Here is a 22,557-nt window from a genome sequence, read left to right as displayed (position 1 = left end):
AAGGGCGCAGAAATTCACCCTCCGGCAACCAGACGGAGATATTTCGTATGCGGAATTTGAAGCTGGTTTGTCTTTGTTTCCTATACTTTATCAGCGTGCCCTTGCGCAGCGCTTCAAGGTTTGATCCGACAAGGCTTGCCGTCGCTTGTCAAAGCTGACGCAAAATTGACAGAATAGAGACGTTCCACGCCACCTCGCGTGGTTGTCGTTCAAGCCCTGGCCGGCCTGCAGGAGCTGCTCTCCTGGCCGGCATGCGGGGCGCCTGCCTTCCTGTCCTGACCGAGCGAACGACCGTTATGTCCCCAGGGGACCTGCATCACTTCCTGGCCCGATGCCCCCTGCCAGCCTTCCTGGCCGTGCGGGATGACGCTGGCTTCCGCTTCCTGCAGATCAACCCGGCCCTGGCCGCCGCCACCGGCCGTCCCATCGAGGCGCTGGCCGGCCGCCGCCCGGAGGAGTTGTTCCCACCCGACCTGGCCGGCCAACTGGTCGAGCAGCTGCGCTTCGCCTGGAATGGCGGCTGCGTCGTCGACCTGACCGCCTGCCTGCCGCATGCCGACGGCCCGCGCGACTGGGACATGGCGCTGGTGCCCCTGCCCGACCCCGCCGGCGGCACCCGGCTACTGGTCGGCTACGGCATCGACCCGGGGGAGATGGCGCGGCGCCGGATGGCGCACCAGACCGGCGGGCAATTGGTCCTCGATGCCTTCCTGGCCCAGGAGGCGCTGATCTACCGCTGCCGGCCGGACACCGCGCTGACCTTCGTCAACGCCGCCTATGCCCGCGCCGGTGGCCGCGGACCGCAGCACCTGCTGGGCCGGCGGCTCTGCGACCTGGTCCCCGCCGCCGAGCGCCCGGCGCTGCTGGCACAATTCGCGCGCCTGACCCCGGCCGAGCCGCTGCTCGCCCATATCCTGCGCCACCAGGGGCCGGACGGCCGGCCCGGCTGGCGCCACTGGGTCAATATCGCCGCCTTCGACGCGCATGGCCGGATGGTCGAGATCCACGGCATCGGCCGCGACATCACCGAGCTGCAGGACGCCATGCTGCGCGTTTCGGAAAGCGAGCACCGGTTCCGGACGGTGGTCGAGAACATCGCCGAGGGCATCGTGCTGGCCGACGAGCACGGCCATATCGTCTATGCCAACCGCAAGGTGGTGGAGATCCTGGGCTGGACGGCGGAGGAGCTGCAGGGCCGCCATGTCGCGCAGCTGGGCAACCCGCAGGAGGCCAGCGAGCACGCCGCTTATCTGGAGCGCTACCTGCGCATCAGCCCGATCCCGGTCGGGAGCAGCGCCCAGGAAAGCTTCGCCCGCCACCGCGACGGCCGCATGCTGCGGATCCATTTCAGCCTGAGCGAGGTCGAGCTCGACGGGGTGCGCCACTTCATCGGCGTGCTGCGCGACAACACCGCCATCCACGAGGCGCAGCAGCGCATCGAGCGGCTGGCCTATAACGACGAGCTGACCGGCCTGCCCAACCAGCGCCGCCTGAAGGAGGAGCTGGCCCGGCTGCTGGAGCGCCCCGGCGCGCGCGCCACGCTGCTGCTGGTCGACCTGGTGGATTTTAGCGCGCTGAACGGCACGATCGGTTTTGCCGCGGGCGACCGGGTGCTGCGCACCGCCGCCCGCCGCATCGCCGATGTCCTGCCGCATGACTGCCTGCTGGCGCGCTTCGGCAATGACCGCTTCGCCGTGCTGATGCGCGACCTGGCCGAGGCCGAGCGCGCCCAGGTGCTGGCCGGCCGCATCGCCGTCTCGGTCGAGGGCGCGGTGCCGGAGGGACATGGCGAGAGCGGCTTCCGCCTGCCGCCGGTGACCATCGGCATCGCCATGGCGCCGACCGACGACACCCGGCCCGACGGGCTGCTGGAAGCCGCCGAGATCGCGCTGCTGGACGCCAAGGGCCGCGCCCCCGGCAGCATCCGCGGCTTCGCCAGCACCATGCGCAACACCGCCGCCCGCCGCTTCTCGACGGCCCAGGGGCTGCGCCGGGCGCTGGACAATGGCGGGCTGTTCATCGAGGTGCAGCCGCGCTTCACCGCCGACCAGCGCCAGCTGACCGGCGGCGAAGCCCTGGTGCGCTGGCGCCGCGAGGATGGCTGCCTGATCCCGCCCGACGACTTCGTTCCCCTGGCGGAGGAGACGGGGCTGATCCAGCCGCTGACAGAGTTCGTCTTCGACCAGGTGATGCCGCTGCTGGCCCGGCTGCGCCCCGGGCAGCGGGTGTCGATGAACTTCCCGCCCGCCCAGCTGGCCCGGCACAACCTGACCGCCATGATCGCCGCCCGGCTGGCGCGGCAGGGCGTGCCCGGTGATCGCCTGGGCATCGAGCTGACCGAAAGCGCGCTGATCGGCGGCCCCGGCCTGCTGGACGAAAACCTGCGCGAGTTGCAGCGGCTGGGCTGCGCCGTCGCCATCGACGATTTCGGCACCGGCTATTCCTCGCTGTCGCGGCTGCGCCACCTGCCGATCGACGAGCTGAAGATCGACCGCGTCTTCATCCGCGACGCCGCACGGGATGCCGCCGGCACCGCCTTCCTGCAGGCGATCGGCGCCATGGCCAATGCGCTGAACCTGCGCCTGGTGGCCGAGGGCGTGGAGACCGTGGAAGAGCTGGACCAGGCCCGCCGCATCGGCTGCCACGAGGTGCAGGGCTGGCTCTGGGGCCGCCCCATGGCGCCGGAAGAATTTCTGTCGCTCTGCCTGGATGGCGGGGCCCAGGAAGTGCTGGCCTGAACGGCGAAACGGCCGGGGAGGTCCCCGGCCGCTTGTCGTGAGATCAGGCCGCCTGCCGCTGCCGGTGGCCGAGCTCGTTGGCCAGGAATTCCGCCAGGGCGCCCGGGCCGGAGCGCGGGGTGCCAGCGATGCCTGCCACTTCCTCGGCGCCGGCATTGTAGTTGGTGTTGGTGTTGACGTCGTAGACCAGCGGCTGGCCCTCAGCGTCGCGGATGAACTCGATGCCGGCGACATCGACGCCGCTCGCCGCCAGGAAGGCCTCCAGCTTGTGGCGCAGCGGCGCCTCGATGCCTTCCTTCAGCACCGTGAAGCGCGGCGCGGCGGGCACTGCCGGCGCCGTGCCGACCGGGCAGAAAGCGTCACCGGTTGCGCAGACATCGGCGGGGCAGAGCTCGAAGCCCGAGGTCGTGTCGACCTCGACCGCATAGACGAAGCGGCCGCCGACGAATTCGGCGCGGGTGATCACCGGGCGCTGGGCGCGGATATAGTCCTGCAGCAGCCAGATGCCGTCGACCGGCGCCTCCTCGGCGGGGGCGTTCTCCAGATGCGCCTCCAGCGCCTCGACCGAGGCGAAAAGCCGCACGCCCAGCCCCTTGCCGCCGCGGTTCGGCTTCAGGATCACCGGGCCGGGGGCGAAATGGCGGCGCGCCGCTTCGATCAGCGCGGCATTGTCGTCCTGCACCAGGATCGTGCGTGGAATCCGCAGGCCGGCGCGCTCCAACGCGGCATATTGCCGGGCCTTGCTGATCTCCAGATCCAGCGCCGCCGGGCCATTGATCACGCGGCGGCCATGTCGGGTCAGCCAGGCCAGCACGCCCGCCGTCAGCTCGGCGGCATAGCGATGGCCACGGGTATGCGAGGAGGCGCTCATCCGGTTGTAGAACACGCCTTCGGGCGGGGCGGAGCTCAGGTCGAAGACGCCGCGCGACAGGTCCAGCTCCGCCCAGGGCAGGCCGATGCGGTCGAAGGCCTCGGCCAGCGGCGGCAGCCACTGCGGGTTCTCGTGGATAACGAAGATCTTGGTCATGGCCGGCAGGTCCCGATGGACGTTGATTGACGAATACACCACCAAGTTCGGTAATAATTGTCAATCAACGTCCCATCGATTTGCCGCCGGTCAGGCGTGCGCGTGGATTACAGCGCGCCGCTGCCCTTGCCCCAGGAGGCCAGGGTCGCCTCGGCCGGCAGCCGGTCCTCGAACCACAGGCTGGCGCAGACGCGCGACATGGCGGCGCCGTCATGGCCGATATGCGGCACGCTCACCAGGCGCCAGTTGCAGGCGATGCCTCGGCGGGAGGCCTCGGCCTGGCCGGCGGCCAGGTAGTTGTGAGCGCGGGCGTAGCGGTGCGGGCCCTGGGCCACCGCCTCCGGCTGGGCCGGCAGGCTGGGGCCGGAGGTCTCGATATCCTGCTCGCCGGCCAGGATCAGCAGCGGATAGGCCAGCAGCGCGGTCAGCTCAGCCTCGCCCAGCCCGATGCCATCCATGCCCGCCGGGAAAGCCTTCGCCAGATCCGGCAGGGTGTACCAGCCCGGATTGCCGACGGCGATCGCGGCATAGGGCGACAGGTCCTGGGTCGAGGCCAGGCGATGGCCGAACTGGCCGCCAGCGGAATGGCCGAAGAAATGCGCCTGCCCGCGGCGGGTGACGCCAGCCTGGCGCAGCCAGCCGAAGACCCGGGCCGGCACCGCATAGCCCCATTCGCCGCGCGGCCGCACCGCGCCGGTCGAGTCCAGCACATGGCCGTTGTTGTAGAGCTCGGCGCCCGGGTAGTCGGCATTGCTGAAGGTGGTGGCGACGATCAGCAGGTTGTGGCGGTCAGCGGCCTCGATCCAGAAATCGCGGTACTCGTCGCCGTTGCGGCCCATGCCGTGCTGCACCAGCACCACTGGGCTGTCCGGCGTGAAGCCCGGCGCGCGATAGGTGTGCAGCACCAGCGGCCGGCCGGCCTCGCCGGCTTCGTCGGTGAAGGGAATGGCCTGGCGGCCGGGCCCGGCCAGCGCCTGGGCCAGGGTCTCGGAGAAGGACATGGACGGATCCTGTTGGACGGTCAGCCTGCGCTGACGGGGAATCGGTCGCGCTGCTCCCGGCCTTCCTGCCAGGGACAGGCAGGCGGCCAGGGCAGCGAGCGGCGCCCGCCGCAGCAGGGCGCGGCGCCGCGGCGGCGTCATTCGGCGGGCATCACCTCGGCCGCGTTCGTGGTCTGGTCGACTCGGCCGGCGAAGCGCAGCCCCTTGCGGAAGGCCCAGACGGCGTTCTCGAAATGCACCGGGATGACCGGCATCTGCTCGAGGGCCACCTCGCTCGCCTGGCGCAGCAGCGCTGCGCGGGCCGGCTGGTCCATGGTCGCCATGGCCTGGTTCGACAGGGTGTCGAAGCGGGCCTCCGACCAGCCGCCGTAATTGCTGGTGCCGAGACCGCGGGCGCGGTCGGTCGACATCAGCCAGCTGCGGAAGAACATCAGCGTCTCCGCCGCATCGGCCGACCAGCCGCCCATGGCGACGCTGAATTCGCGCTTGCCGCGGCGGCCGAAGAAGACCGAGCTCGGCATGGCGTCCAGCTCGACCTTGACGCCGATGCGCTGCCAGAACTGCGCCAGCACCTGCGCCAGGCGGGCGTCGTTGATGTAGCGGTTGTTGGTGGCATGGAAGGTCAGGCTGAAGCCGTCCGGATAGCCGGCCTCGCGCAGCAGGGTGCGGGCGCGGGCCGGGTCATAGGGCAGCACCGGCAGGCTGGGGATGGTGCCGACCATGCCGTCGGGCAGGAACTGCGTGGCGGGCGTGGCGATGCCGTCCATCACCCGCTCCTGCACCGCCTTGCGGTCGATGGCGAGCGACAGCGCCTGGCGGACGCGGGCGTCCTGCAGCGGGTTCTTGCCGTCGGGCGCGGTGACGAAGGGGCTGGGCGCGCGGGCGGTGTCCAGCTGCAGGAAGATCAGCCGGGTGGTCGGCTTGGCCGAGACCGTGAAAGAGGAATTGCCGCGCAGTCGCGGCAGGTCGCCGGTGGCCGGGCTTTCGATCAGGTCCTGGTCGCCGGCCAGCAGCCCGGCCAGGCGCGGCCCGGCGGCGGTCACCGGGGTCAGGCGCACCTGCTGCCAATGCGGCTTCGGACCCCAATAGCGATCGAAGCGCTCCAGCTCCGTCGCCGCGCTGCGGCTATAGGCGCGCAGACGATAGGGGCCAGTGCCGATGGCGGCGCTGGTGTCATTGAACTGCGCAGCCGTCGGCCAGGCGCCGGCATAGCCGCATTTCTCACCGGCGGCGAAATCCAGCTTCGCCTCGCCGATCAGGCTGTGCGGCAGCAGCGGCAGGCTGCTCAGGTCGTTCAGCAGCAGGGGCTCGGCCTCGCGGGTGACGATCCGCACCGTCAGCTCGTCGACCGCCTCGACCTTGGCGAGGCGCCGCACCAGGCGGGAATAGGACTGCACCACCTCCGCCTCGTTGTTGAGGATGCGGCAGTAGCTGAAGACCACGTCGCGGGCGGTCAGCGCCTGGCCGTTGTGGAAGCGCACGCCGGGCCGCAGCTTGAAGACCCAGCTCATGTCGTCTTCACGCCGCCAGCTGACGGCGAGCGACGGCTGCACCTCGAAATCGGCGTCGATGTCGGTCAGCGCCTCGAAGACATGCTGGCGCAGCGTGTTGTTCGGCGTCAGCGCATAGTTGTGCGGATCGGCCGAGGTGGTCTCCGCCGACAGCCCGATGCGCAGCGTCTGCGCGACGGCGGAGCCCGCTGCGGGCAAGGCCAGCGCCGGCACCAAGGCCAGGCAGGCAAGGGTGGCGCGGAAGCCGGGCATGCGGATGTCTCCCCCAAGGACTGGAGCGGAAGAACACCCGCGGCCGCCCGAATGCAACGGGCGGGTAGCGCAGGGCGATCGCCGAACCGCCAGGTCACAGCAGTCCCTCGCGGCGAAAGGACAACTGGCGGCCATTGCCAACGATGATGTGGTCGTGCACGACCACGGCCAACAGCTCGCCGGCGCTGCGGATTTCAGCGGTCATGGCGATGTCGGCGCGGCTGGGAGCCGGGTCGCCGCTCGGGTGGTTGTGCACCAAGATCAGCGCCGTCGCATGCAATTCCAGCGCGCGCTTGATCACCTCACGCGGATAGACGGGGGTGTGGTTGACCGTGCCGCGCGCCTGCGCCTCGTCGGCCAGCAGGCGGTTGCGGCTGTCGAGGAACAGGACGCGGAACTGCTCCACCGTCTCGCGCGACAGGGCGGCGGTCAGGTAGTCCATCAGCCGGTCCCAATTGTTCAGCACCGGCTGCTCGGCCAGCTCGGCACGGCTCAGGCGGATCGCGGCGTCCTGCACCAGCTTGATGGCGGTGACGCTGTGCTCCCCCAGGCCCGGGGTGTCGAGCAGCTCCTGCTGCGGCGCGGTCATCACACGGGCGAAGCTGCCGTAGCGGTTGATCAGCGACTTGGCGAGAGGCTTGGTGTCGCCCTGCTTGAAGGCGAGGAAGAGCAGCATTTCCAGCACCTCATAATCCGCCAGGCCGCCGGGGCCGCGCTCCAGCAGGCGGCTGCGCATGCGGCCGCGATGGCCCTGCGGCCCGGTGGTCGGGAAGGGCATCGGCCCGGCGCCACGCATCCGGGGCTCGCCGGCGACGAAGCCGCGTGGCAGGCTGCCGCGGGCCGAGGCGAGCTCAGCGGGCGGCCGCATCGGGTCGAGCCGCACGGGGTCGAAGACCCGCAGCTCCTCGGCAAAGCCGGGACGGACGCCCCGGTCAAGACGCCGGTTCGCCGCGTGTCCCATCGGAAGGCCAGCCGCGGCCGACGGCCGGGAGCCGAAGAAGCGCTGCAACCACATGGCTTTCGCCCTCTTGCATCGCCCCGCCCCCCCCGGGGCCTCTTACGCACCGATTCCTATCATTCAACTTTCTGGTTTCTCAAGACCGAAATCACGGAGGCGTGAGTTCAGAAGCCATCGTCACTGGCCAGAGAAGATAGAATGTTATAATGTTTCTGCCATGCACCCCGCTTTGACCAACGATGTCACCGAACGCCCGCAGATCTGGACCCGCCTGTCCGGTGACGACTGGGCGGCCTTCGAAGCCTTGCCGCCAACGATCCGCCAGCGTCTGCAGGAACATGCTTACGATGCTTGGGCGGTGAACGCGCTGACGCTGTGGCGCCGCTTCCGCCGCAAACATGCCAGCTCCGACCGGGCATTGCGCAGCCTGCTGCGCTATCTCGACGAATGCGAGGCGCTGGAACGCGCTGCCTATGCCGAGGCCTATCGCCACCGGCATGGCACGCTCTTGCCGCATCTGGCGGCGCGCGCCAGCGTGCTGCGCTACCGCCGCCGTTGACGGCGGGAAAAAGTCCTGAAACGACAAAGGCTGCGATCCCGTCAGGGAACGCAGCCTTTGTCGTTTGGTAGCGGCGGGCGGACTTGAACCGCCGACCCCGGCATTATGAGTGCCGTGCTCTAACCAGCTGAGCTACACCGCCAGAAGCTTCCGATCGGGCGTTCCAACCGGGTGGCGCCGTTTAGGCGGCCCGGCCTGCGCTGTCAACCGCCTGAGCGGCACGACGAATGAATCCGCCACCCAAAACGCGGTCGCCGTCGTAAAGCACGCAGCCCTGGCCGGGCGCCGCGATGGCCGGCTGCTCAAGCTGCACGCGCAGGATGCCGGCAACCGCGTCCCAGACAGCGACGGAGGGTTGCGGAACTTCGCGCGCGCGCAGCTTCACCTGGCAGGACACCGGCGCGATCGGGGGGGCGATCAGCCAATTCACCTCGCCCACCTGCACTTCGACCGAGGCCAAAGCCCCGCGTGGTGCCACCACCACGCGTCGGCGCGTGGCGTCGAGGGCAGTGACATAGAGCGCCTCCTCGCCATCGCGGGAGGCTTGGCCGAGGCCGCGCCCCTGCCCGACGGTGTAGCGCGCAATGCCGCGATGCGTGCCGAGCACGCGACCATCGGCATGCTCGATGGTGCCGGGCTCGCTGGCCTCAGGGCGCAGCTTGGAGACGAGCTCGGCATAGCTGCCCTGCGGCACGAAGCAGATATCCTGACTGTCCGGCTTCTCCGCCACCGCCAAGCCGAGCCGCACGGCTTCCGCCCGCACCTCCGCCTTGGAGGCGTAGCCGCCCAGCGGGAAATAGCTGAAGGCCAACTGCTCGCGCGTCGTGGCGAAGAGGAAATAGGACTGGTCACGCGCAGGATCGGCGGCGCGGTGCAGCTCCGGCCCGTCGGTGCCGTCGACGCGGCGGACGTAATGGCCGGTCGCCATGGCGTCGCAGCCGAGGTCGCGCGCCAGCAGCACCAGGTCCTTAAACTTGACCGTCTGGTTGCAGCGGACGCAGGGGATCGGCGTCTCGCCGCGGGCGTAGGATTCGGCGAAATCCTCGATCACCGCGTCGCGGAAGCGGCGCTCGCGGTCGAGGACGTAATGCGGGATGCCCAGGCGCTCGGCGACGTCGCGCGCGTCATGGATGTCCTGGCCGGCGCAGCAGGCGCCCTTTTTCTCGATGGCAGCGCCATGGTCGTAGAGCTGCAGCGTGGCGCCGATGACCTCGTGCCCCTGCTCCTTCAGCAGCCCGGCCACGACCGAGGAGTCGACGCCGCCCGACATGGCGACCAGGATCCTCATGACTTCGCGTCCAACCCCATCTGCCAGAAATCCGCCTCCAGGCGGGCGGCCTCGGAGAAGGTAGCAGACAGCGAGGCGAAACGGGCAGCGCCGCCATGCGTCTCGCCCAGCCGGTCCAACCGCGTCGCGGCACCGCTGGCCAGCGCCTGGTAGCCAAGCGAGGCATAGGTCTCGATCCAGGCCTCATAGGGGTTGCCGACCCGCTTGCGGCCGGGATGGGCGGCGATGCGGAGTGCGATCTCGCCATAGCCGATGGTGCACGGGGCGAGCGCCACCTCGAGGTCCAGGATATCGCCGGCCAGGCCCCGGTCGATCACCCACCGGGTATAGGCGACGGTCTGCGGCGCCTCGAGCTCGGCCAGGACGTCGGCCTCGGACAGGCCCCATTCCGCGCAGAAGTTCAGATGCATCTGCATCTCGGAGAGCAGCGCGTTCAGCGAGCTCGCCTTGCTGCGCAACGCCTCCAGGCTCTCGGCCTTGAAGGCGGCCAGCGCCTTAGCGCGGGCGAACTGGATCAGGAACAGCCAGTCCTGCGTGAGGTAGCGGCGGAAGGCGGGGAGCGGCAGGCTGCCCTCGGCCAGCTGCTGCACGAAGGGGTGCCAGCAATAGGCATCCCAGCGCCCCGCCGCGGCATCGCGCAGACGGTGCAGCAGCCCGTCGGGGGCGCCGTAGGGCGGGGCGAAGGTCATGGTCAGGCCGCGCGGGTGCCGGCGGGCAGCTTGACGACCAGGCCGTCGAGCTCCTCGGTCATGATGAGCTGGCAGCCGAGGCGCGAGGTCTCCTGCAGGTCGAAGGCGAGATCAAGCATGTCCTCCTCATCCTCGGACGGGTCCTTCAGCTTCTCGAACCACTCGGCGTCGACGATGACATGGCAGGTCGAGCAGGCCAGGCTGCCCTCGCAGGCGCCCTCGATGTCGACGTCATGCTTGTGCGCGATCTCGAGCACGGAGAGGCCGAGCGGGGCCTCGACTTCGCGGCGCGATCCGTCGCGCTCGATGAAGGTCATCTTCGGCATCGCCGTCGTCTACTCCGCCGCATCTCGGGTTATGGAAAGCGCGTGGGTCCAGGCGCGCGCCAGCAGGGAGGCCGCGTTATCCACATCGCCCGGCGAAGTAAAGCGCCCAATGCCAATCCGCAAGGTCGCCCCAGCCGCCGCCGCATCCAGCCCGATGGCCCGCAGCACATAGGAAGGCTCGATCTCGGCCGAGGAGCAGGCCGAGCCGGTGGAGACGCAAAGCTCGGGCATGGCCGCGAGCATGGCCTGGGCCGAAACACCGCCGGGAAATGTCAGATTCAGGTTGCCGGCGACGCGCGGCGCGGCGGCGGCATTGACCTTCATCTCCGGGACTTCTTTCTGTAGCCGCGCCAGCAGGCGGTCGCGCAGGCCGGCGATGCGGGCCTCGTCGGTCGCCGCCTCGGCGGCGGCCAGGCGCGCAGCTTCTCCCAGGCCGACCAGCAGCGGCGCCGGCAGGGTGCCGGAGCGCAGCCCCCGCTCCTGCCCGCCGCCGGAGAACAAGGGAGCGATCCGCACCCGGGGACGGCGGCGGAGATAGAGCGCGCCGATGCCCTTGGGGCCGTAGATCTTATGGCCGGAGAGCGACAGCAAATCGATCGGCAGCGCCTGGACATCGAGCGGCACCCGCCCTGCCCCCTGTGCCGCGTCGCAATGGAACAGGGCGCCGGCCTCCTTGGCGATGGCGGCGAGCCCGGCCAGGTCCTGGGCGACGCCGATCTCGTTGTTCACCGCCATGACCGAGACCAGCAGGGTCGGCACTTCCAGCGCCGCGCGCAGCATCTCCGGCGCCAGCAGCCCATCGGGGCCGACCGGCAGCAGGACAGGCTCGAAGCCCTCGGCCTCGAGGTCGCGCAGGCTTTCCAGGACGCATTTATGCTCGGTGACCGGGGCAATCAGCCGGCGGCGTGGGTCGCCATGGTCGCAGGCGAAGCGCGCCGCGCCCTTGATGGCCAGGTTGTTCGACTCCGTCGCGCCGGAGGTGAAGACGATCTCGCGCGGATCGGCGCCGATCAGGGCGGCGACATGGCGGCGGGCTTCCTCGACCGCCTCCTCGGCGGCGCGGCCCAGCGCATGCTCGACGCTGTGCGGATTGGCGAAGTTCTCTTCCCACCAGGGTCGCATGGCCGCCAGCACGCGCGGATCCAACGGCGTGGTGGCGTGGTTATCCAGGTAGACAGGGCGGTTTGCGGCGGCCATGGCGTGAATATGGGCCGCGGGCCGCGGCTGGGGAAGTGCGGAGGCCTCGGGGCAGCAAGGCAGCAAGCGCCGGGCGGTTTCCCGGCCCGGCGCATCCCCGCCGAGGTCAGGCCTTCTTCTGGATCTCGCGCACGCCGCACCAGTCGGCGACGAAGGCGGCGATCGCCAGGGTGGTCTGGCGGATGCTCTCCAGGTTGGTGCGCTCGTCGAAGGCATGCGCGCCCTCGCCCGAGGGGCCGTAGCAGAGCGCCGGCATGTCGTAATACAGGCCGTAGAAGCGGGTGTCGTTCACCGCCGTGCTGCGGCGCTCCGGCATTTCCTCGTCGAAGACCTGGCCGTGAACGCTGGCAAGAACCTTCTCAGCGTCGCTGCCTTCAGGCAGGACGAAGCCATCGGCCTTGAAGCCGTGCCAGGTGATCTCCGGCTGGTTGTTGGCCAGGAAGGCGTCGCCGGCGCGGGCCTCGGCGATGCAGCGCTCGACGCCGGCCATGGCCTCCGAGACCTCCGTGCCGGGCAGCAGGCCGATGCGGCAATCCACGTCGCACCAGGCGGGGGTGGAGCTGGCCCAGTCGCCGCCGCGGATGATGCCCGGGTTGAACTTGATCGGGTCCGGGATGACGCCGAAGACCGGATGGTCCTTGGCGGCCTGGTTCAGCGCCTTGGTATGGACCTGCAGCGCCTGGATCAGGTGCAGCGCCGAGAGGATGGCGTTGCTGCCGGTCTGGGCATGCATGACATGGACCGGCACGCCGCGCACCCGGATGCGGAACCAGACGGCGCCGGTATGGGCGCGGGTCAGGGTATGGCCGGTGGGCTCGGGGATCAGGCAGGCCTCGGCGCGGTAACCACGGGCCAGCGTCGAGAGCGCGCCGTTGCCAGTGCTCTCCTCCTCGGTCACCGTCTGGACATGGACGTCGGCGGCGGGCTCGAGCCCGGCGCTGCGCAGCGCCTCCAGCGCCCAGACCATGCAGGCGACGCCCGACTTCATGTCATGCGCGCCGCGACCATACATCCAGCCGTCGCGGATGGTCGCGGAATAGGGCGGGTAGGTCCACATCTCGTGCGGGCCTTCCGGCACCACGTCGATATGGCCCTGCAGGATCAGGCTGCGGCCGGTCGGGTCCTTGGCGCGGTGGGTGGCGACCACCTGAACCGAGCCGGCGGGGTCGACATCGACCATCGGGCTGGCCTTGGCATGGTCGGCCAGCGGCGACTCGGCCATGGTGAAGCGGTCCACCGAATAGCCGCGCTGGGCCATCTGGCGCGCCATCCAGTCCTGCAGGGGGGCCTCCTGGCCGCGCAGGCTGGGGAAGCGCACCAGCTCCTGCAGGAAGCCGATCTCGGCGTCGAAATTCGCATCCACGGCCTGGCGCAGCCGCGCCAGCAGGGTGGGATCAGGCATCGGGAAGAATCCTCGCAGGAAGGGAGCGCCGTGCGGTCCGGTGGGCCCGGACTCGTCTCGGCCACGACGCTAGCACGCGCCCCGGCGGCCACCAGCCCCACCCCGGCCCTGGCCATTTTGTCTGGCGATAACGGCGAAGTTCCCCGGCCCAGGGCATCCGCCCAGTGCCGGCCATCGCCCTCCGATACGGGCGACCTTAGCCGGCCCGGCGTGCCGCCATACGCTGCCGCATGGCGACATGGGCGGCGAGAAAGCGCTCGGCGGCATCGGCCGGCGCGTTCCAGGGCAGCGAGACGCGGATGGCGCAGCCCGCCGCGTCACCCAGCCCCATGGCCAGCAGCACGCCGCTGGGTCCGACCTTGCCGGAGGAGCAGGCCGAGCCGGACGAAACCCGGATGCCGGCGAGGTCCAGCGCGATCACCTGAGTCTCGGCCATGACGCCAGGCAGGATCAGGCAGCTGGTGTTGGGCAGGCGCGGAGCGCTGCCGCCAGCGATCGGCAGGCCGGCGCCCTGCTCGATGGCATCACGCAGCGCGGCGAGGCGAGGCGCCTCGTCCGGGTCGACCGCCTCCACCGCAGCGGCGAAGCCGGCGATAGCCGGCAGCGCCTCGGTGCCGCCGCGGCGGCCGCGTTCCTGCCCACCGCCGGGAAACTGGGCCGCGACGTCCAGCCCGGGGCGCAGCAACAACGCGCCCACGCCTTTGGGCCCACCCAGCTTATGCGCCGAGAGCGCCATGGAATCGGCACCGAGTTCGGCCAGCGACAGCGGCAACCGCCCGGCCCTCTGCACCGCATCGACATGCAGCAGCGCGCCGTGATGCCGGCAAAGGGCAGAAATCTCGGCCAGCGGGTGCAGCACGCCGGTCTCGTTGTTGGCGGCCATCACCGCGACCAGGGCCGGCGAGCCACCGGCCAGCGTGGCCTCCAGCCTGGCCAGGTCGAGCTGGCCATCGGGCAGCACCGGCAGGGTCTCGACGCTTGGGGCGGCGCGCAGAATGGCCGGGTGCTCGGTGGCCCCGGCCAGCAAGCGGCGCCGGGCGCCGAGGCCAAGCAGCGCCAGGGCATTGGCTTCCGTGGCTCCCGCGGTGAAGACCAGGTCGCGCGCCCTGCCGCCGAAGCGGGCAGCGATCCGGCCACGGGCGCCTTCCAGCAAGGCGCGGGCAGCTCGGCCCTCGGCATGGATGGAGGAGGGATTGCCGACCAGGTCGAGCGCCTCCAGCACCGCCTGCCGCGCGGCGGGGCGCAGCGGCTCGGTGGCATTCGCGTCCAGATAGAGGGTCATGCGCTGTCTTCGTCGCGGCAGCGGTAGTCTGCTGGCGGCACGGCGCGGCCGCAGACCCGCCCCTCCACCACATCGGCCAGCGAGGTGTGAAGCAGGAACAGCCGGATCTGCTCGCCGAGTTCATGCCACAGGTCGTGGGTCAGGCAGCGATTGCCGGACAGGCAACCCGGCGTACCGTCGGAACAGCGGGTGGCGGTGATCGGCTCGTCCACCGCCTCGATGATCTCGCCGATGGTGATGGCGTCGGCGGGGCGGGCCAGACGATAGCCGCCGCCAGGCCCGCGAGCCGAATCGACAAGTCCGGACCGCCGGAGCCTTGCAAAAAGTTGCTCCAGATAGGCCACGGACAGAATCTGAGCCTGGGCAATCTCCGTCAAGCTGACCGGGCGCTCGCGCGATGGCGCGCAAAGCGCATGGCAGTCATCACTATTTTGACGATCTCGCATCCGAGCTGCCAGCTCGACCAGGGCCATGACGGCGTAACGCCCCCGTGTAGACAGGCGCATGGCTCAAATTTTCGAAAGTGCAGGCGCAGAGCGATACCTGCGCTCAAGAGGGCGTAACCACGCCGACGGGGGGGCCATGCCATAATCCGTTATGAAAGCGGCGCGCGCTTGCCTATATTAACCCGGTCGCGGGAAGCGGAAGCCTGTCCCGAGACGTCAAAGGCATGATGGGAGCCGGACTGCCGCGACATCGTGTCGCGAGGGATGAGGCTATTGATCCCGACCGATTGCGTCAACCATTCGGCCGAGACCAGCCCCCTCCCCTGGCCGCCCCTTTCCCCGCCGGGGACATGCCTTGACCGGCCCGGATGCCGCTGACGCGGTCGCCTGGGCTTCACGGTTTCCCAACCGGGCGCTGCCGCGCCCACCGCACTGGATGCAAGGGGACGATGCCTGAGGTGATGTTTGCCGGGCCGGATGGCCGGCTGGAGGGTCGTTACCATCACGCGAAGCAGCCCAATGCCCCTGTGGCGCTGGTCCTGCATCCGCACCCGCTGCATGGCGGGACGATGAACAACCGGGTGGTCCACGCGCTGTACAAGCGCTTCGAGGACATGGGCTTTTCTACCCTGCGCTTCAATTTCCGCGGGGTCGGCCGCAGCCAGGGTCGCTATGACGGCGGCATCGGCGAGATCTCGGACGCCGCCGCGGCGCTCGACTTCCTGCAGGCGGTCAATCCGAACGCCTCGATGCTGTGGGTGGCAGGCTATTCCTTCGGCTCCTATGTCGGCATGCAGCTGCTGATGCGTCGCCCGGAGATCGGCGGCTTCGTCAGCATCGCGGCGCCCGCCAGCCATTACGACTTCGGCTTCCTGGCGCCCTGCCCCTGCTCGGGGCTGATCCTGCATGGCGCCGAGGACGAGCTGGTGCCCGAGGCCTCGGTGCGGAAGCTGGTCGACAAGCTGAACACCCAGCGCGGCATCAAGATCGACTATCGCGTGCAGGAAAGCGCAGGCCATGTCTTCACGGCCGAGCAGACCGAGCGCGTGGCCGCGGCCGCGGAAGACCATGTGCGGACGATGCTGAACCGCGCGCGGATGGCGATGGCGGCGGACTGACCCTCCGTCGGCAAACCTGTCGAAAGGGGCCGGGGGGCAATCGCCTCCCGGCCCCTTTCGTTTTTAAGCGTTGCTCAGCGTCACCAGCCGGCCGCCGGTCAGCGGCTGCGGCGCGCCGGTGGTGCCGGGGAAGGTCAACGGCAAGCCGTTGGCGACGCGGGCGGCGAGCACACCAAAGGCCTGGGCCTCCAGCGCATCGCCGTCCCACCCGGCCACCTCCACCGGGCGGACCGGCTCCGGCAGGGCGCCAGCCAGGGCGCGCATCAGCGCCGGGTTGCGCCGCCCGCCGCCGGCGACCAGCCACTGCAGCGGTGGCTCGGGGAAATGCCGCCCGGCAGCAGCGACGGCGCAGGCGCAGAAGGCCACCAGGGTCGCCGCGCCATCGGCCGGGGACAGGCCCGAGGCGCCCGCATCGCGCAACGCCCGGTCGAAATCCAGCCGGTCGAGCGATTTCGGCGGCGCCGCCTTCAGATAGGGATGCGCCAGCAGATGGCCCAGCATGGCGCCATCCGCCTGGCCGGCCAGGGCCAGCCGGCCGTCCTTGTCATAGTCGGCCCCCGTCGCCCGCCGTGCCCAATCGTCCAGCGGGCCATTGGCCGGACCGGTGTCGAAGGCGATCAGCCGGCCGTCGCGGCCGATCCAGGTGACATTGCCAACCCCGCCCAGGTTCAGGATCGCCAGCGGCTTCGGCAGTGCGGCGGCCAGCACCGCATGCACCACGGGCACCAGCGGCGCGCCCTGCCCGCCGGCGGCCACATCGGCGCTGCGGAAGTCATGCGCGACCGGGCTGCCAGTCAGCCGCGCTAGCAGCGCCGCGTCGCCGATCTGCCAGGTACGGCCCTCGCCGGGCTTTCCCGCCACCGGCCGGTGCAGGATGGTCTGGCCGTGGAAGCCGAGCAGATCGGCATCCAGACCCAGCTTCAGCACCGCCTCGGCATGGCGCTCGGTGACCCTGCGCTCGCAATCCTGCAGGAAGGGGTCGTCGGGCAGCATGGCCTCGGCCAGGTCCAGCAGCTTGCGCAGGTCGCGGCGCAGCGCCGGGTCGTAGGGCATGGTCAGGCTTGGCCCGATCCGCCCGATCCTCTCCCCGTCTGTCTCAACCCATGCGGCATCCACGCCATCCAGCGAGGTGCCACTCATCAGCCCGATGGTTCGCAGCATCCTCCTACTGTGCTAGGGCCGCAGTCCCGGGGGAAGTCCCCCCAGGGCCACAACTGGGCATTGGCGATGACCGACGAGTTTCTGCATGTCGCGCGCGAGCGTGGCTATATCCACCAGGTGACGGACGAGGCGGCCATGGCCGCCCGGATGAAGCAGGGCCCGCTTCCCGCTTATGTCGGCTTCGACTGCACGGCGGACAGCCTGCATGTCGGCCACCTGCTGTCGATCATGCTGCTGCGGCTGCTGCAGAAGACCGGCCATCGCCCGGTGGCCCTTCTCGGCGGCGGCACCACCAAAATTGGCGACCCTTCCTTCCGCGACGACGCCCGGCCGCTGCTGAGCGACGAGCAGATCGAGGTCAACAAGGCCGGCATCCGCCGCACCTTCGACGCCTTCCTCGACTTCGCGCCCGGCAGCGGCGCGATGATGCTCGACAATGCCGAGTGGCTCGACAAGCTGCTCTACATCCCCTTCCTGCGCGACATCGGCCGGCATTTCAGCGTCAACCGCATGCTGACCATGGACAGCGTCAAGCTGCGCCTGGACCGCGAGCAGCCGCTCTCCTTCCTCGAATTCAACTACATGCTGCTGCAGTCCTACGACTTCCTCGAGCTGCAGCGCCGGCACGGGGTCGGGCTGCAGATGGGCGGCTCCGACCAGTGGGGCAACATCATCATGGGCGTCGAGCTGAACAGGCGTTGCGACAGCGCCGAGGTCTTCGGCCTGACCACCCCGCTGCTGACCACCGCCTCCGGCACCAAGATGGGCAAGACCGCCGGCGGCGCGGTCTGGCTCAACCCCGACCGGCTGGCGGCCTATGACTACTGGCAATTCTGGCGCAACACCGAGGATGCCGATGTCGGCCGCTTCCTGGCGCTGTTCACCGAGCTGCCGATGGACGAGGTGCGCCGCCTGGGCGCGCTGGCCGGCTCGGAGGTGAATGAGGCCAAGAAGGTGTTGGCCACCGAGGCCACCGCCATGCTGCATGGCCGCGCGGCCGCGGAACTCGCCGCCGAGACCGCCCGCCGCGCCTTCGAGGAAGGCCAGGCGGCCGAAACCTTGCCCAGCATCACCGCCAGCCTGCCGGCGACGGTGATCGACCTGGCAGTGCAGGCCGGCTTCGCCGCCAGCAAGGGCGAGGCGCGGCGGCTGATCCGGCAGAACGGGCTGAAGCTGAACGACGCCGCGATCAGCGACGAGGCGCAGGAGGTGACAGCGGCCGATCTGCGCGACGGCGCCGCCAAGCTCTCCGCCGGCCGCAAGCGCCACGTCCTGATCCGCCCTTGATACCTTCGGGCTGCCGCGGCGACGCCGGAAGGTGGGACGCGGCAGCCCAGAGGATCGCCTTAACAAACGGGGTCGGGCATGCAGCTCAGCTTCCTGGTGCTGCTGCCCCTGCTGGCGGCCTGCAGCCCCTGCCCCTCCAGCCTGGCGCCGGTCAGCGTCGCCGAGCTGTTCTTCGGCCGCGGCCTGCCTGACGGTGGGTTTGTGCCGCCCTCCGCTTGGGACGAGTTCCTGGCGGATGTCGTCACCCCGGCTTTCCCCGACGGGCTGACGGTCGAGGACAGCGCCGGCCAGTGGCGCAACGCCGATGGCCAGGTGATCCGCGAGCCCAGCAAGCATCTGATGCTGGTGCTGCCCGGCACCGATGCCGCCGGCGCCGCCCACCGCGCAGCGCCGCTGGCCCAGGCTTGGCGGCAGCGTCACGGGCAGGACTCGGTGCTGCTGCTGGTGCGTGAGGCCTGCGCCGCCTTCTGAGGCGGCGCGCCCCTTCGGCTATTGCGCTGGCCCCGGCGGTACGTTGCTCTGATTGCCGCCGAAGATCCCGCGCAGGAAGCCCGGGGTCAGTGCCGCCAAAGGATTGACGCTGACCGCCGGATCCGCTGATGGCCCGCGCATCCGCCAGGTCGCGGCGAAGAGGCCGCCGCCCTGCTCCGGGCTGAACAACCGGCCCAGCAGCGGGATCTGCCCAAGCAGCGAGTTCAGCACATAGGCCGGCACGATGGTGCCCTCCAGGTCAATCGGCCCAGCATGGCGCCCAATGCTGCCCTTGGCGGTGACGCCGAGCGAGGGCGAGAAGGCCCGCGCATCGCGCACCAGCAGCGCATCCGGCGTCAGGGAGAAAGGCGCCACCATGCGGGAGAAGCTCAGCCCTGTGCCGCGCACCGCATCGAAGACGCCATAGACGGTCAGCGCCTGCAGCAGCTTGCCCGCCCCTTGCGCCTCCTGCACGGCGAAGTCGGACATCTCGGCATTGCCGGTCAACACGGCGCCGGGAAGGTTGCTGGCCCAGCGCCCGGTCACCGCCAGCCGGCCGCCTTCCAGGGTCTGCAGCACGTCGAAAGCCCGCAGCAGGGCGCCGGCATTAGAGGCGTTCAGCCGCAGATCCCGCGTGTTGCCGACCGGGGTGACGGTGATGTCGAAGCCGCCATTGGCGCCGCCGGCCTGGCCGGTCACGCGCGCCTCGCGCCAGACGCCGCGCGAATCGGCCGCCGCCCGGCCCTGCACCGCGGTCAGCGCGCGACCCTCGCCCAGCAGCACGCGATCGAAATGGCCCTCGACGGTGACCGGCGGACCCTCAGCCGCGGCGGCGCCGGGGCGCTCGGGCTCGGCCATGCTGGGGCCGAGATCCATGACCGGACCGGAGGCGCGGAACCGCCAGGGCCCACCCGCCGTGGCTGGCGGCCGCGCCTCAGCAGTCAACCGGCTCTGCTGCAGCCGTAGCTCGGACAGGTCGATCCGATCCACCCTGCTGGCGCCGGCGAGGGCAACCTGGCCCTTGGCGAAAAGCCCAGGCGCCTCGACCTGGAAGCTTTCCACCGCCCGCAGCGCCTCGCCGGCGATGCGAAGTTCGGCCTGGGCGCTGGCGGCGACGCCCGCCGGCTTGCTCCAGGCGAAAGGCGAAACGGTCATGCGGCTGGCGCTGAGATCGCCGGTCAGTCCGACGCGCATCTCGCCGTTGCGCCGCTTCTCCATCACCGCCTGCACGCCGACCGGTCCGGCGACGAAGCCTTCCAGGTCGAGCCCGAACTCGGCGATGCGGGCGGCGTCCGGCCGGGCCTCGGCGCGGATGCGCTCGACCACCTGGTTCGGCGCCCCCTGGCGGAAATCCATCTCGAGATCCAGCTTGGTCGGGATGCCGGCCAGCTGGGCATTGCCACTGGCGCGCAGCCGGCTGTTGTCAATGCTGAGCTCGGCGGTGCCGCGCTCCAGCCGCTTGCCCATCAGCACATCGGCCAGCCGCATCTGGGTGATGCGCGCCTGGACGGCCACCTTCAGCACGTCGGAAGGAATGTCTTCCAGCAGCGGGAAGGACAGGTGCAGCGTGCCCTCCAGCTGGCCGCCCGGCTCCTTCAGGTCGAGCGGCCGGCGCTCGAAGAGCTTCAGCCGCGGATGGCGGATCAGCGTGACCACATCGGGCACCGGACCGCGCAGCCGCGCCTCGATCTCGGCCAGTTCCTGCGTCGTGTCGAGGGCGTGGAAGCGGATGGTGGCGCCCGGGGTGGTCAGCGCCGTGCCGGATTGCCGCGCCTGCTCCACCTGGATGGTGATTTCCGGCAGGCTGAAGCGGGCCGTGGCGCTGACCCCTTCCAGCGGCGCCATCGGCCGCAGCCAGTGCACCGTGGCGTTCTCGGCGCGCAGCGTGCCGTCCAGCTGGGTGACAGCGAAGCCGGAGAGATCTGCCCCCGCCTCCGCCTGCAGCGAGAAGCGGCCGTCGCGCAGCGTGCCGGCGGTCAGGTTCTCGATGATCCAGTGGCGGGCGTTGCGCACGATCTCGGCCGGCCAATAGGCGCCGAGATCGCCAGCCTCCACCCGGTCCAGGCTGAATTGCAGCCCGGCGCGCCAGCGGCCGTCGCGCAGGGCGGCCTGGCCATTCGCCTCCAGCACCGGCGGCGCGGTCTGGGTGCCGGATTCGCGGGCGATCGGCGGCAGCTCCAGCCGCAGCCGCTGCAGCTTCATCCCCGTCGGCGTGCCCTCCGCCTGCAGCAGCAGCCCGGCGAAGCCCATACGGTGGTTGTCGAGGGTGACGCCGCCCGGCCCGGCGGCCAGACGCAGCGAGACCTCCGGCGCCGCCTGCGGGCTGCGGCCGTCGAAGCGACCCGAGAGGTCCAGCGTGGCCCGCCCGTCGATCAGCCGCAGCGGCGTCAGCGCCGGCAGCAGGCCGGCGATGCGCGCCGGCTCCAGCTGCGGCAACGACAGCTTGCCTTCGAAGACGGGTCCCTGGCCCTGGGCGCTGCCCGAGAGATGCACCGGCAGAACGTTGCCCTGGCCCGGCAGCACCAGGCTGGCGCTGCCCTGGCCTGTCACGCCCTGCCCGCCCGGCAGCCGGTTCAAGGTGAGCGAGACCCGCTCAAGCCGCCAGGTAACGTTCAGCTGCCGGTCCAGCACGGTCAGCTGGCCGTCGGAGATCTGCACCTCGCGCAGCGCGCCGAACGGATTGTCCGCGGCGCCATTGCCTAGGAGATCGGAAAGGATTTCGCCACCACCGGCCTGAGCAGCCGCCGGATCCTCGATCGGCGGCCCATCCGGGTCGCTGGACGGCGCCGGATTGGCGATGCGGCCCATGGCCAGGCTGATGCCGCCCTGTGCGTCGCGCTCGAGGAGGATGCTCGGCCGCTGCACGGCGATGCGCAGCGGTGTCACCTGGCCGCGCAGCAGCCGGCCGGGCGCCAGGCTGACGCTGGCATCGGGCAGGACCTGGCGAAGCAGGCCGGCCTCGTCGCGCAGCCGGACGTCGGAAAGACGCAGCTCAAGCGGCGAGCCGGTGCCTTGGCGGAACCCGGCCCAGGCGACGGCAACATCGCCCACGCTCAGACCCGGCTCCAGACCCAGCCTTTCCACCGCCCGGGCCAGCACGGGAAGGTGCAGTGGTCCTTGCGACAGCCGCCAGGCCAGCGCCCCGGCACCCAGCCCGGCGATGATGGCCAGCGCGATCAGCAGCCGGGTCAGCCAGCCGCAGAAACGCAGGGCTTGACCGCTCACCCCCTGCACGGCTTGGCTTCCGCGTCATGTCCGCCAGCACCGCGCCCGCCGCTCTGCCCGTCCCCTTCGACCGCGACGCCGCCAGCCGGCTGATCGAGGCCTTCGCCCAGCGCGGTGCTGCCGAGCGGGCCTATGCCGAGAGCACAGCCGGAAGCGCGCTGCTCGGCGCGCTGGGCGGCCACAGCCCCTATCTGGCGGAGCTCGCCGAGCGGGAAAGCGCCACCCTGCTGCGTTTCGCCGAGCGAGGGCCGGACGAGGCTTTCGCGCTCGCCCTCGACCCGCTCGGACGTGCCGATCCCGATGCGGCGCGGACCGCGGTGGCTGCCCTGCTGCGCCAGGCCAAGCGGCAGGCGGCACTGCTGATCGCAGCCGCCGACCTGTCCGGGCAATGGCCGCTGGACCGCGTCACCGGCGCACTGTCGACGCTGGCCGAGGCCGCGATCGACTATGCCTGTGCGCATTTGCTGCGCGAGGCAGCGGCGCGCGGCGAGCTGCGGCTGCCGCGCGGCGGCGCCCGCGACCCCCGCGGTGTTGCGCGTGGTTCCGGCCTGGTGGTGCTCGGGATGGGCAAGCTCGGCGGCGGCGAGCTGAACTATTCGTCGGATATCGACCTCATGGT

Annotated in this window: 18 protein-coding genes, 1 tRNA gene and 1 pseudogene; 6 read left to right on the top strand and 14 right to left on the bottom strand. The window is 70.5% G+C overall.

What is annotated here, in order from left to right:
• Positions 1–251 precede the first annotated feature (251 nt).
• Positions 252–2,738, top strand: a complete 2,487-nt coding sequence (locus BKE38_RS02115) for a sensor domain-containing protein (protein WP_083747241.1) — start codon at positions 252–254, stop codon at positions 2,736–2,738.
• A 43-nt stretch (positions 2,739–2,781) separates the two neighbouring features.
• Here BKE38_RS02115 and BKE38_RS02110 read toward each other — a convergent pair whose 3' ends face one another.
• From BKE38_RS02110 to radC, 4 genes are all read right to left on the bottom strand, one after another.
• Positions 2,782–3,765, bottom strand: a complete 984-nt coding sequence (locus BKE38_RS02110; RefSeq protein WP_076955719.1) for an ATP-grasp domain-containing protein — start codon at positions 3,763–3,765, stop codon at positions 2,782–2,784.
• Positions 3,766–3,872: 107 nt separating this feature from the next.
• Complete coding sequence (locus BKE38_RS02105; protein ID WP_076955718.1) at positions 3,873–4,766, bottom strand: alpha/beta hydrolase family protein; 894 nt, start codon at positions 4,764–4,766, stop codon at positions 3,873–3,875.
• Positions 4,767–4,903: 137 nt separating this feature from the next.
• Positions 4,904–6,529, bottom strand: a complete 1,626-nt coding sequence (locus BKE38_RS02100; protein ID WP_076955717.1) for an ABC transporter substrate-binding protein — start codon at positions 6,527–6,529, stop codon at positions 4,904–4,906.
• 94 nt (positions 6,530–6,623) lie between these two features.
• Complete coding sequence (gene radC / locus BKE38_RS02095) at positions 6,624–7,490, bottom strand: RadC family protein (protein ID WP_408887416.1); 867 nt, start codon at positions 7,488–7,490, stop codon at positions 6,624–6,626.
• Between the two features lie 214 nt (positions 7,491–7,704).
• On the opposite strand from radC, the gene BKE38_RS02090 reads away from it, so the two are divergent.
• On the top strand, positions 7,705–8,046 hold the full coding sequence (locus BKE38_RS02090; RefSeq protein WP_076955716.1) for a DUF6525 family protein: 342 nt from the start codon (positions 7,705–7,707) through the stop codon (positions 8,044–8,046).
• Between the two features lie 65 nt (positions 8,047–8,111).
• On the opposite strand, the gene BKE38_RS02085 is transcribed toward BKE38_RS02090, so the two are convergent.
• From BKE38_RS02085 to BKE38_RS02050, 8 genes are all read right to left on the bottom strand, one after another.
• Positions 8,112–8,188: transfer RNA gene (locus BKE38_RS02085), tRNA-Met, on the bottom strand.
• A gap of 39 nt (positions 8,189–8,227) precedes the next feature.
• Complete coding sequence (gene mnmA, locus BKE38_RS02080) at positions 8,228–9,334, bottom strand: tRNA 2-thiouridine(34) synthase MnmA (RefSeq protein WP_076955715.1); 1,107 nt, start codon at positions 9,332–9,334, stop codon at positions 8,228–8,230.
• Positions 9,331–10,023: a TenA family protein gene (locus BKE38_RS02075; RefSeq protein ID WP_076955714.1), complete on the bottom strand. Its 693-nt coding sequence runs from the start codon at positions 10,021–10,023 to the stop codon at positions 9,331–9,333. The genes mnmA and BKE38_RS02075 overlap by 4 nt, the downstream gene beginning before the upstream one ends.
• A gap of 2 nt (positions 10,024–10,025) precedes the next feature.
• Entirely contained in the window at positions 10,026–10,349 is a 324-nt protein-coding gene (locus BKE38_RS02070) for a ferredoxin family 2Fe-2S iron-sulfur cluster binding protein (protein WP_076955713.1), read from the bottom strand.
• Positions 10,350–10,358: 9 nt separating this feature from the next.
• Positions 10,359–11,546 carry a cysteine desulfurase family protein gene (locus BKE38_RS02065; RefSeq protein ID WP_076955712.1) on the bottom strand — a complete coding sequence of 396 codons (1,188 nt, stop codon included), beginning with the start codon at positions 11,544–11,546 and terminating at the stop codon, positions 10,359–10,361.
• Positions 11,547–11,652: 106 nt separating this feature from the next.
• Positions 11,653–12,948 carry an ArgE/DapE family deacylase gene (locus tag BKE38_RS02060; RefSeq protein WP_076955711.1) on the bottom strand — a complete coding sequence of 432 codons (1,296 nt, stop codon included), beginning with the start codon at positions 12,946–12,948 and terminating at the stop codon, positions 11,653–11,655.
• 196 nt (positions 12,949–13,144) lie between these two features.
• Complete coding sequence (locus BKE38_RS02055; RefSeq protein WP_076955710.1) at positions 13,145–14,230, bottom strand: cysteine desulfurase family protein; 1,086 nt, start codon at positions 14,228–14,230, stop codon at positions 13,145–13,147.
• Positions 14,227–14,703 carry an Rrf2 family transcriptional regulator gene (locus BKE38_RS02050; protein ID WP_083747245.1) on the bottom strand — a complete coding sequence of 159 codons (477 nt, stop codon included), beginning with the start codon at positions 14,701–14,703 and terminating at the stop codon, positions 14,227–14,229. The genes BKE38_RS02055 and BKE38_RS02050 overlap by 4 nt, the downstream gene beginning before the upstream one ends.
• A 422-nt stretch (positions 14,704–15,125) precedes the next feature.
• Here BKE38_RS02050 and BKE38_RS02045 point away from each other — a divergent pair, with 422 nt between their 5' ends.
• A complete protein-coding gene (locus BKE38_RS02045) occupies positions 15,126–15,794 on the top strand; it encodes an alpha/beta hydrolase (RefSeq protein WP_076955708.1) in 669 nt (222 codons plus the stop codon).
• A gap of 63 nt (positions 15,795–15,857) precedes the next feature.
• Here the strand turns inward: BKE38_RS02045 and BKE38_RS02040 are convergent, their stop codons facing one another.
• Entirely contained in the window at positions 15,858–16,952 is a 1,095-nt protein-coding gene (locus BKE38_RS02040; RefSeq protein WP_165694092.1) for an anhydro-N-acetylmuramic acid kinase, read from the bottom strand.
• 69 nt (positions 16,953–17,021) lie between these two features.
• Here BKE38_RS02040 and tyrS point away from each other — a divergent pair, with 69 nt between their 5' ends.
• Together tyrS and BKE38_RS02030 are read left to right on the top strand one after the other, a co-directional pair.
• Complete coding sequence (gene tyrS / locus BKE38_RS02035) at positions 17,022–18,242, top strand: tyrosine--tRNA ligase (protein WP_076955706.1); 1,221 nt, start codon at positions 17,022–17,024, stop codon at positions 18,240–18,242.
• A 78-nt stretch (positions 18,243–18,320) separates the two neighbouring features.
• A complete protein-coding gene (locus tag BKE38_RS02030) occupies positions 18,321–18,713 on the top strand; it encodes a DUF3574 domain-containing protein (protein ID WP_076955705.1) in 393 nt (130 codons plus the stop codon).
• Positions 18,714–18,731: 18 nt separating this feature from the next.
• Here BKE38_RS02030 and BKE38_RS02025 read toward each other — a convergent pair whose 3' ends face one another.
• Positions 18,732–21,938 carry a YhdP family protein gene (locus tag BKE38_RS02025; protein ID WP_242662135.1) on the bottom strand — a complete coding sequence of 1,069 codons (3,207 nt, stop codon included), beginning with the start codon at positions 21,936–21,938 and terminating at the stop codon, positions 18,732–18,734.
• 26 nt (positions 21,939–21,964) lie between these two features.
• On the opposite strand from BKE38_RS02025, the pseudogene BKE38_RS02020 reads away from it, so the two are divergent.
• Positions 21,965–22,557, top strand: a pseudogene (locus BKE38_RS02020) (bifunctional [glutamine synthetase] adenylyltransferase/[glutamine synthetase]-adenylyl-L-tyrosine phosphorylase); the annotation flags it as partial.

Origin of the sequence: Teichococcus deserti (genome assembly GCF_001982615.1) — a bacterium.
GTDB classification, from domain to species: domain Bacteria; phylum Pseudomonadota; class Alphaproteobacteria; order Acetobacterales; family Acetobacteraceae; genus Pseudoroseomonas; species Pseudoroseomonas deserti.
This window is presented reverse-complemented; position numbering and strand designations above follow the sequence as displayed.

Coding starts and splice junctions, on each gene's coding strand:
- BKE38_RS02110 (WP_076955719.1), bottom strand. CDS start 3,765: ATGACCAAGATCTTCGTTATCCACGAGAACCCGCAGTGGCTGCCGCCG.
- BKE38_RS02060 (WP_076955711.1), bottom strand. CDS start 12,948: ATGCCTGATCCCACCCTGCTGGCGCGGCTGCGCCAGGCCGTGGATGCG.
- radC (WP_408887416.1), bottom strand. CDS start 7,490: ATGGGACACGCGGCGAACCGGCGTCTTGACCGGGGCGTCCGTCCCGGC.
- BKE38_RS02100 (WP_076955717.1), bottom strand. CDS start 6,529: ATGCCCGGCTTCCGCGCCACCCTTGCCTGCCTGGCCTTGGTGCCGGCG.
- BKE38_RS02045 (WP_076955708.1), top strand. CDS start 15,126: ATGCCTGAGGTGATGTTTGCCGGGCCGGATGGCCGGCTGGAGGGTCGT.
- BKE38_RS02065 (WP_076955712.1), bottom strand. CDS start 11,546: ATGGCCGCCGCAAACCGCCCTGTCTACCTGGATAACCACGCCACCACG.
- BKE38_RS02090 (WP_076955716.1), top strand. CDS start 7,705: ATGCACCCCGCTTTGACCAACGATGTCACCGAACGCCCGCAGATCTGG.
- BKE38_RS02070 (WP_076955713.1), bottom strand. CDS start 10,349: ATGCCGAAGATGACCTTCATCGAGCGCGACGGATCGCGCCGCGAAGTC.
- tyrS (WP_076955706.1), top strand. CDS start 17,022: ATGACCGACGAGTTTCTGCATGTCGCGCGCGAGCGTGGCTATATCCAC.
- mnmA (WP_076955715.1), bottom strand. CDS start 9,334: ATGAGGATCCTGGTCGCCATGTCGGGCGGCGTCGACTCCTCGGTCGTG.
- BKE38_RS02075 (WP_076955714.1), bottom strand. CDS start 10,023: ATGACCTTCGCCCCGCCCTACGGCGCCCCCGACGGGCTGCTGCACCGT.
- BKE38_RS02030 (WP_076955705.1), top strand. CDS start 18,321: ATGCAGCTCAGCTTCCTGGTGCTGCTGCCCCTGCTGGCGGCCTGCAGC.
- BKE38_RS02105 (WP_076955718.1), bottom strand. CDS start 4,766: ATGTCCTTCTCCGAGACCCTGGCCCAGGCGCTGGCCGGGCCCGGCCGC.
- BKE38_RS02115 (WP_083747241.1), top strand. CDS start 252: ATGCGGGGCGCCTGCCTTCCTGTCCTGACCGAGCGAACGACCGTTATG.
- BKE38_RS02050 (WP_083747245.1), bottom strand. CDS start 14,703: ATGGCCCTGGTCGAGCTGGCAGCTCGGATGCGAGATCGTCAAAATAGT.
- BKE38_RS02055 (WP_076955710.1), bottom strand. CDS start 14,230: ATGACCCTCTATCTGGACGCGAATGCCACCGAGCCGCTGCGCCCCGCC.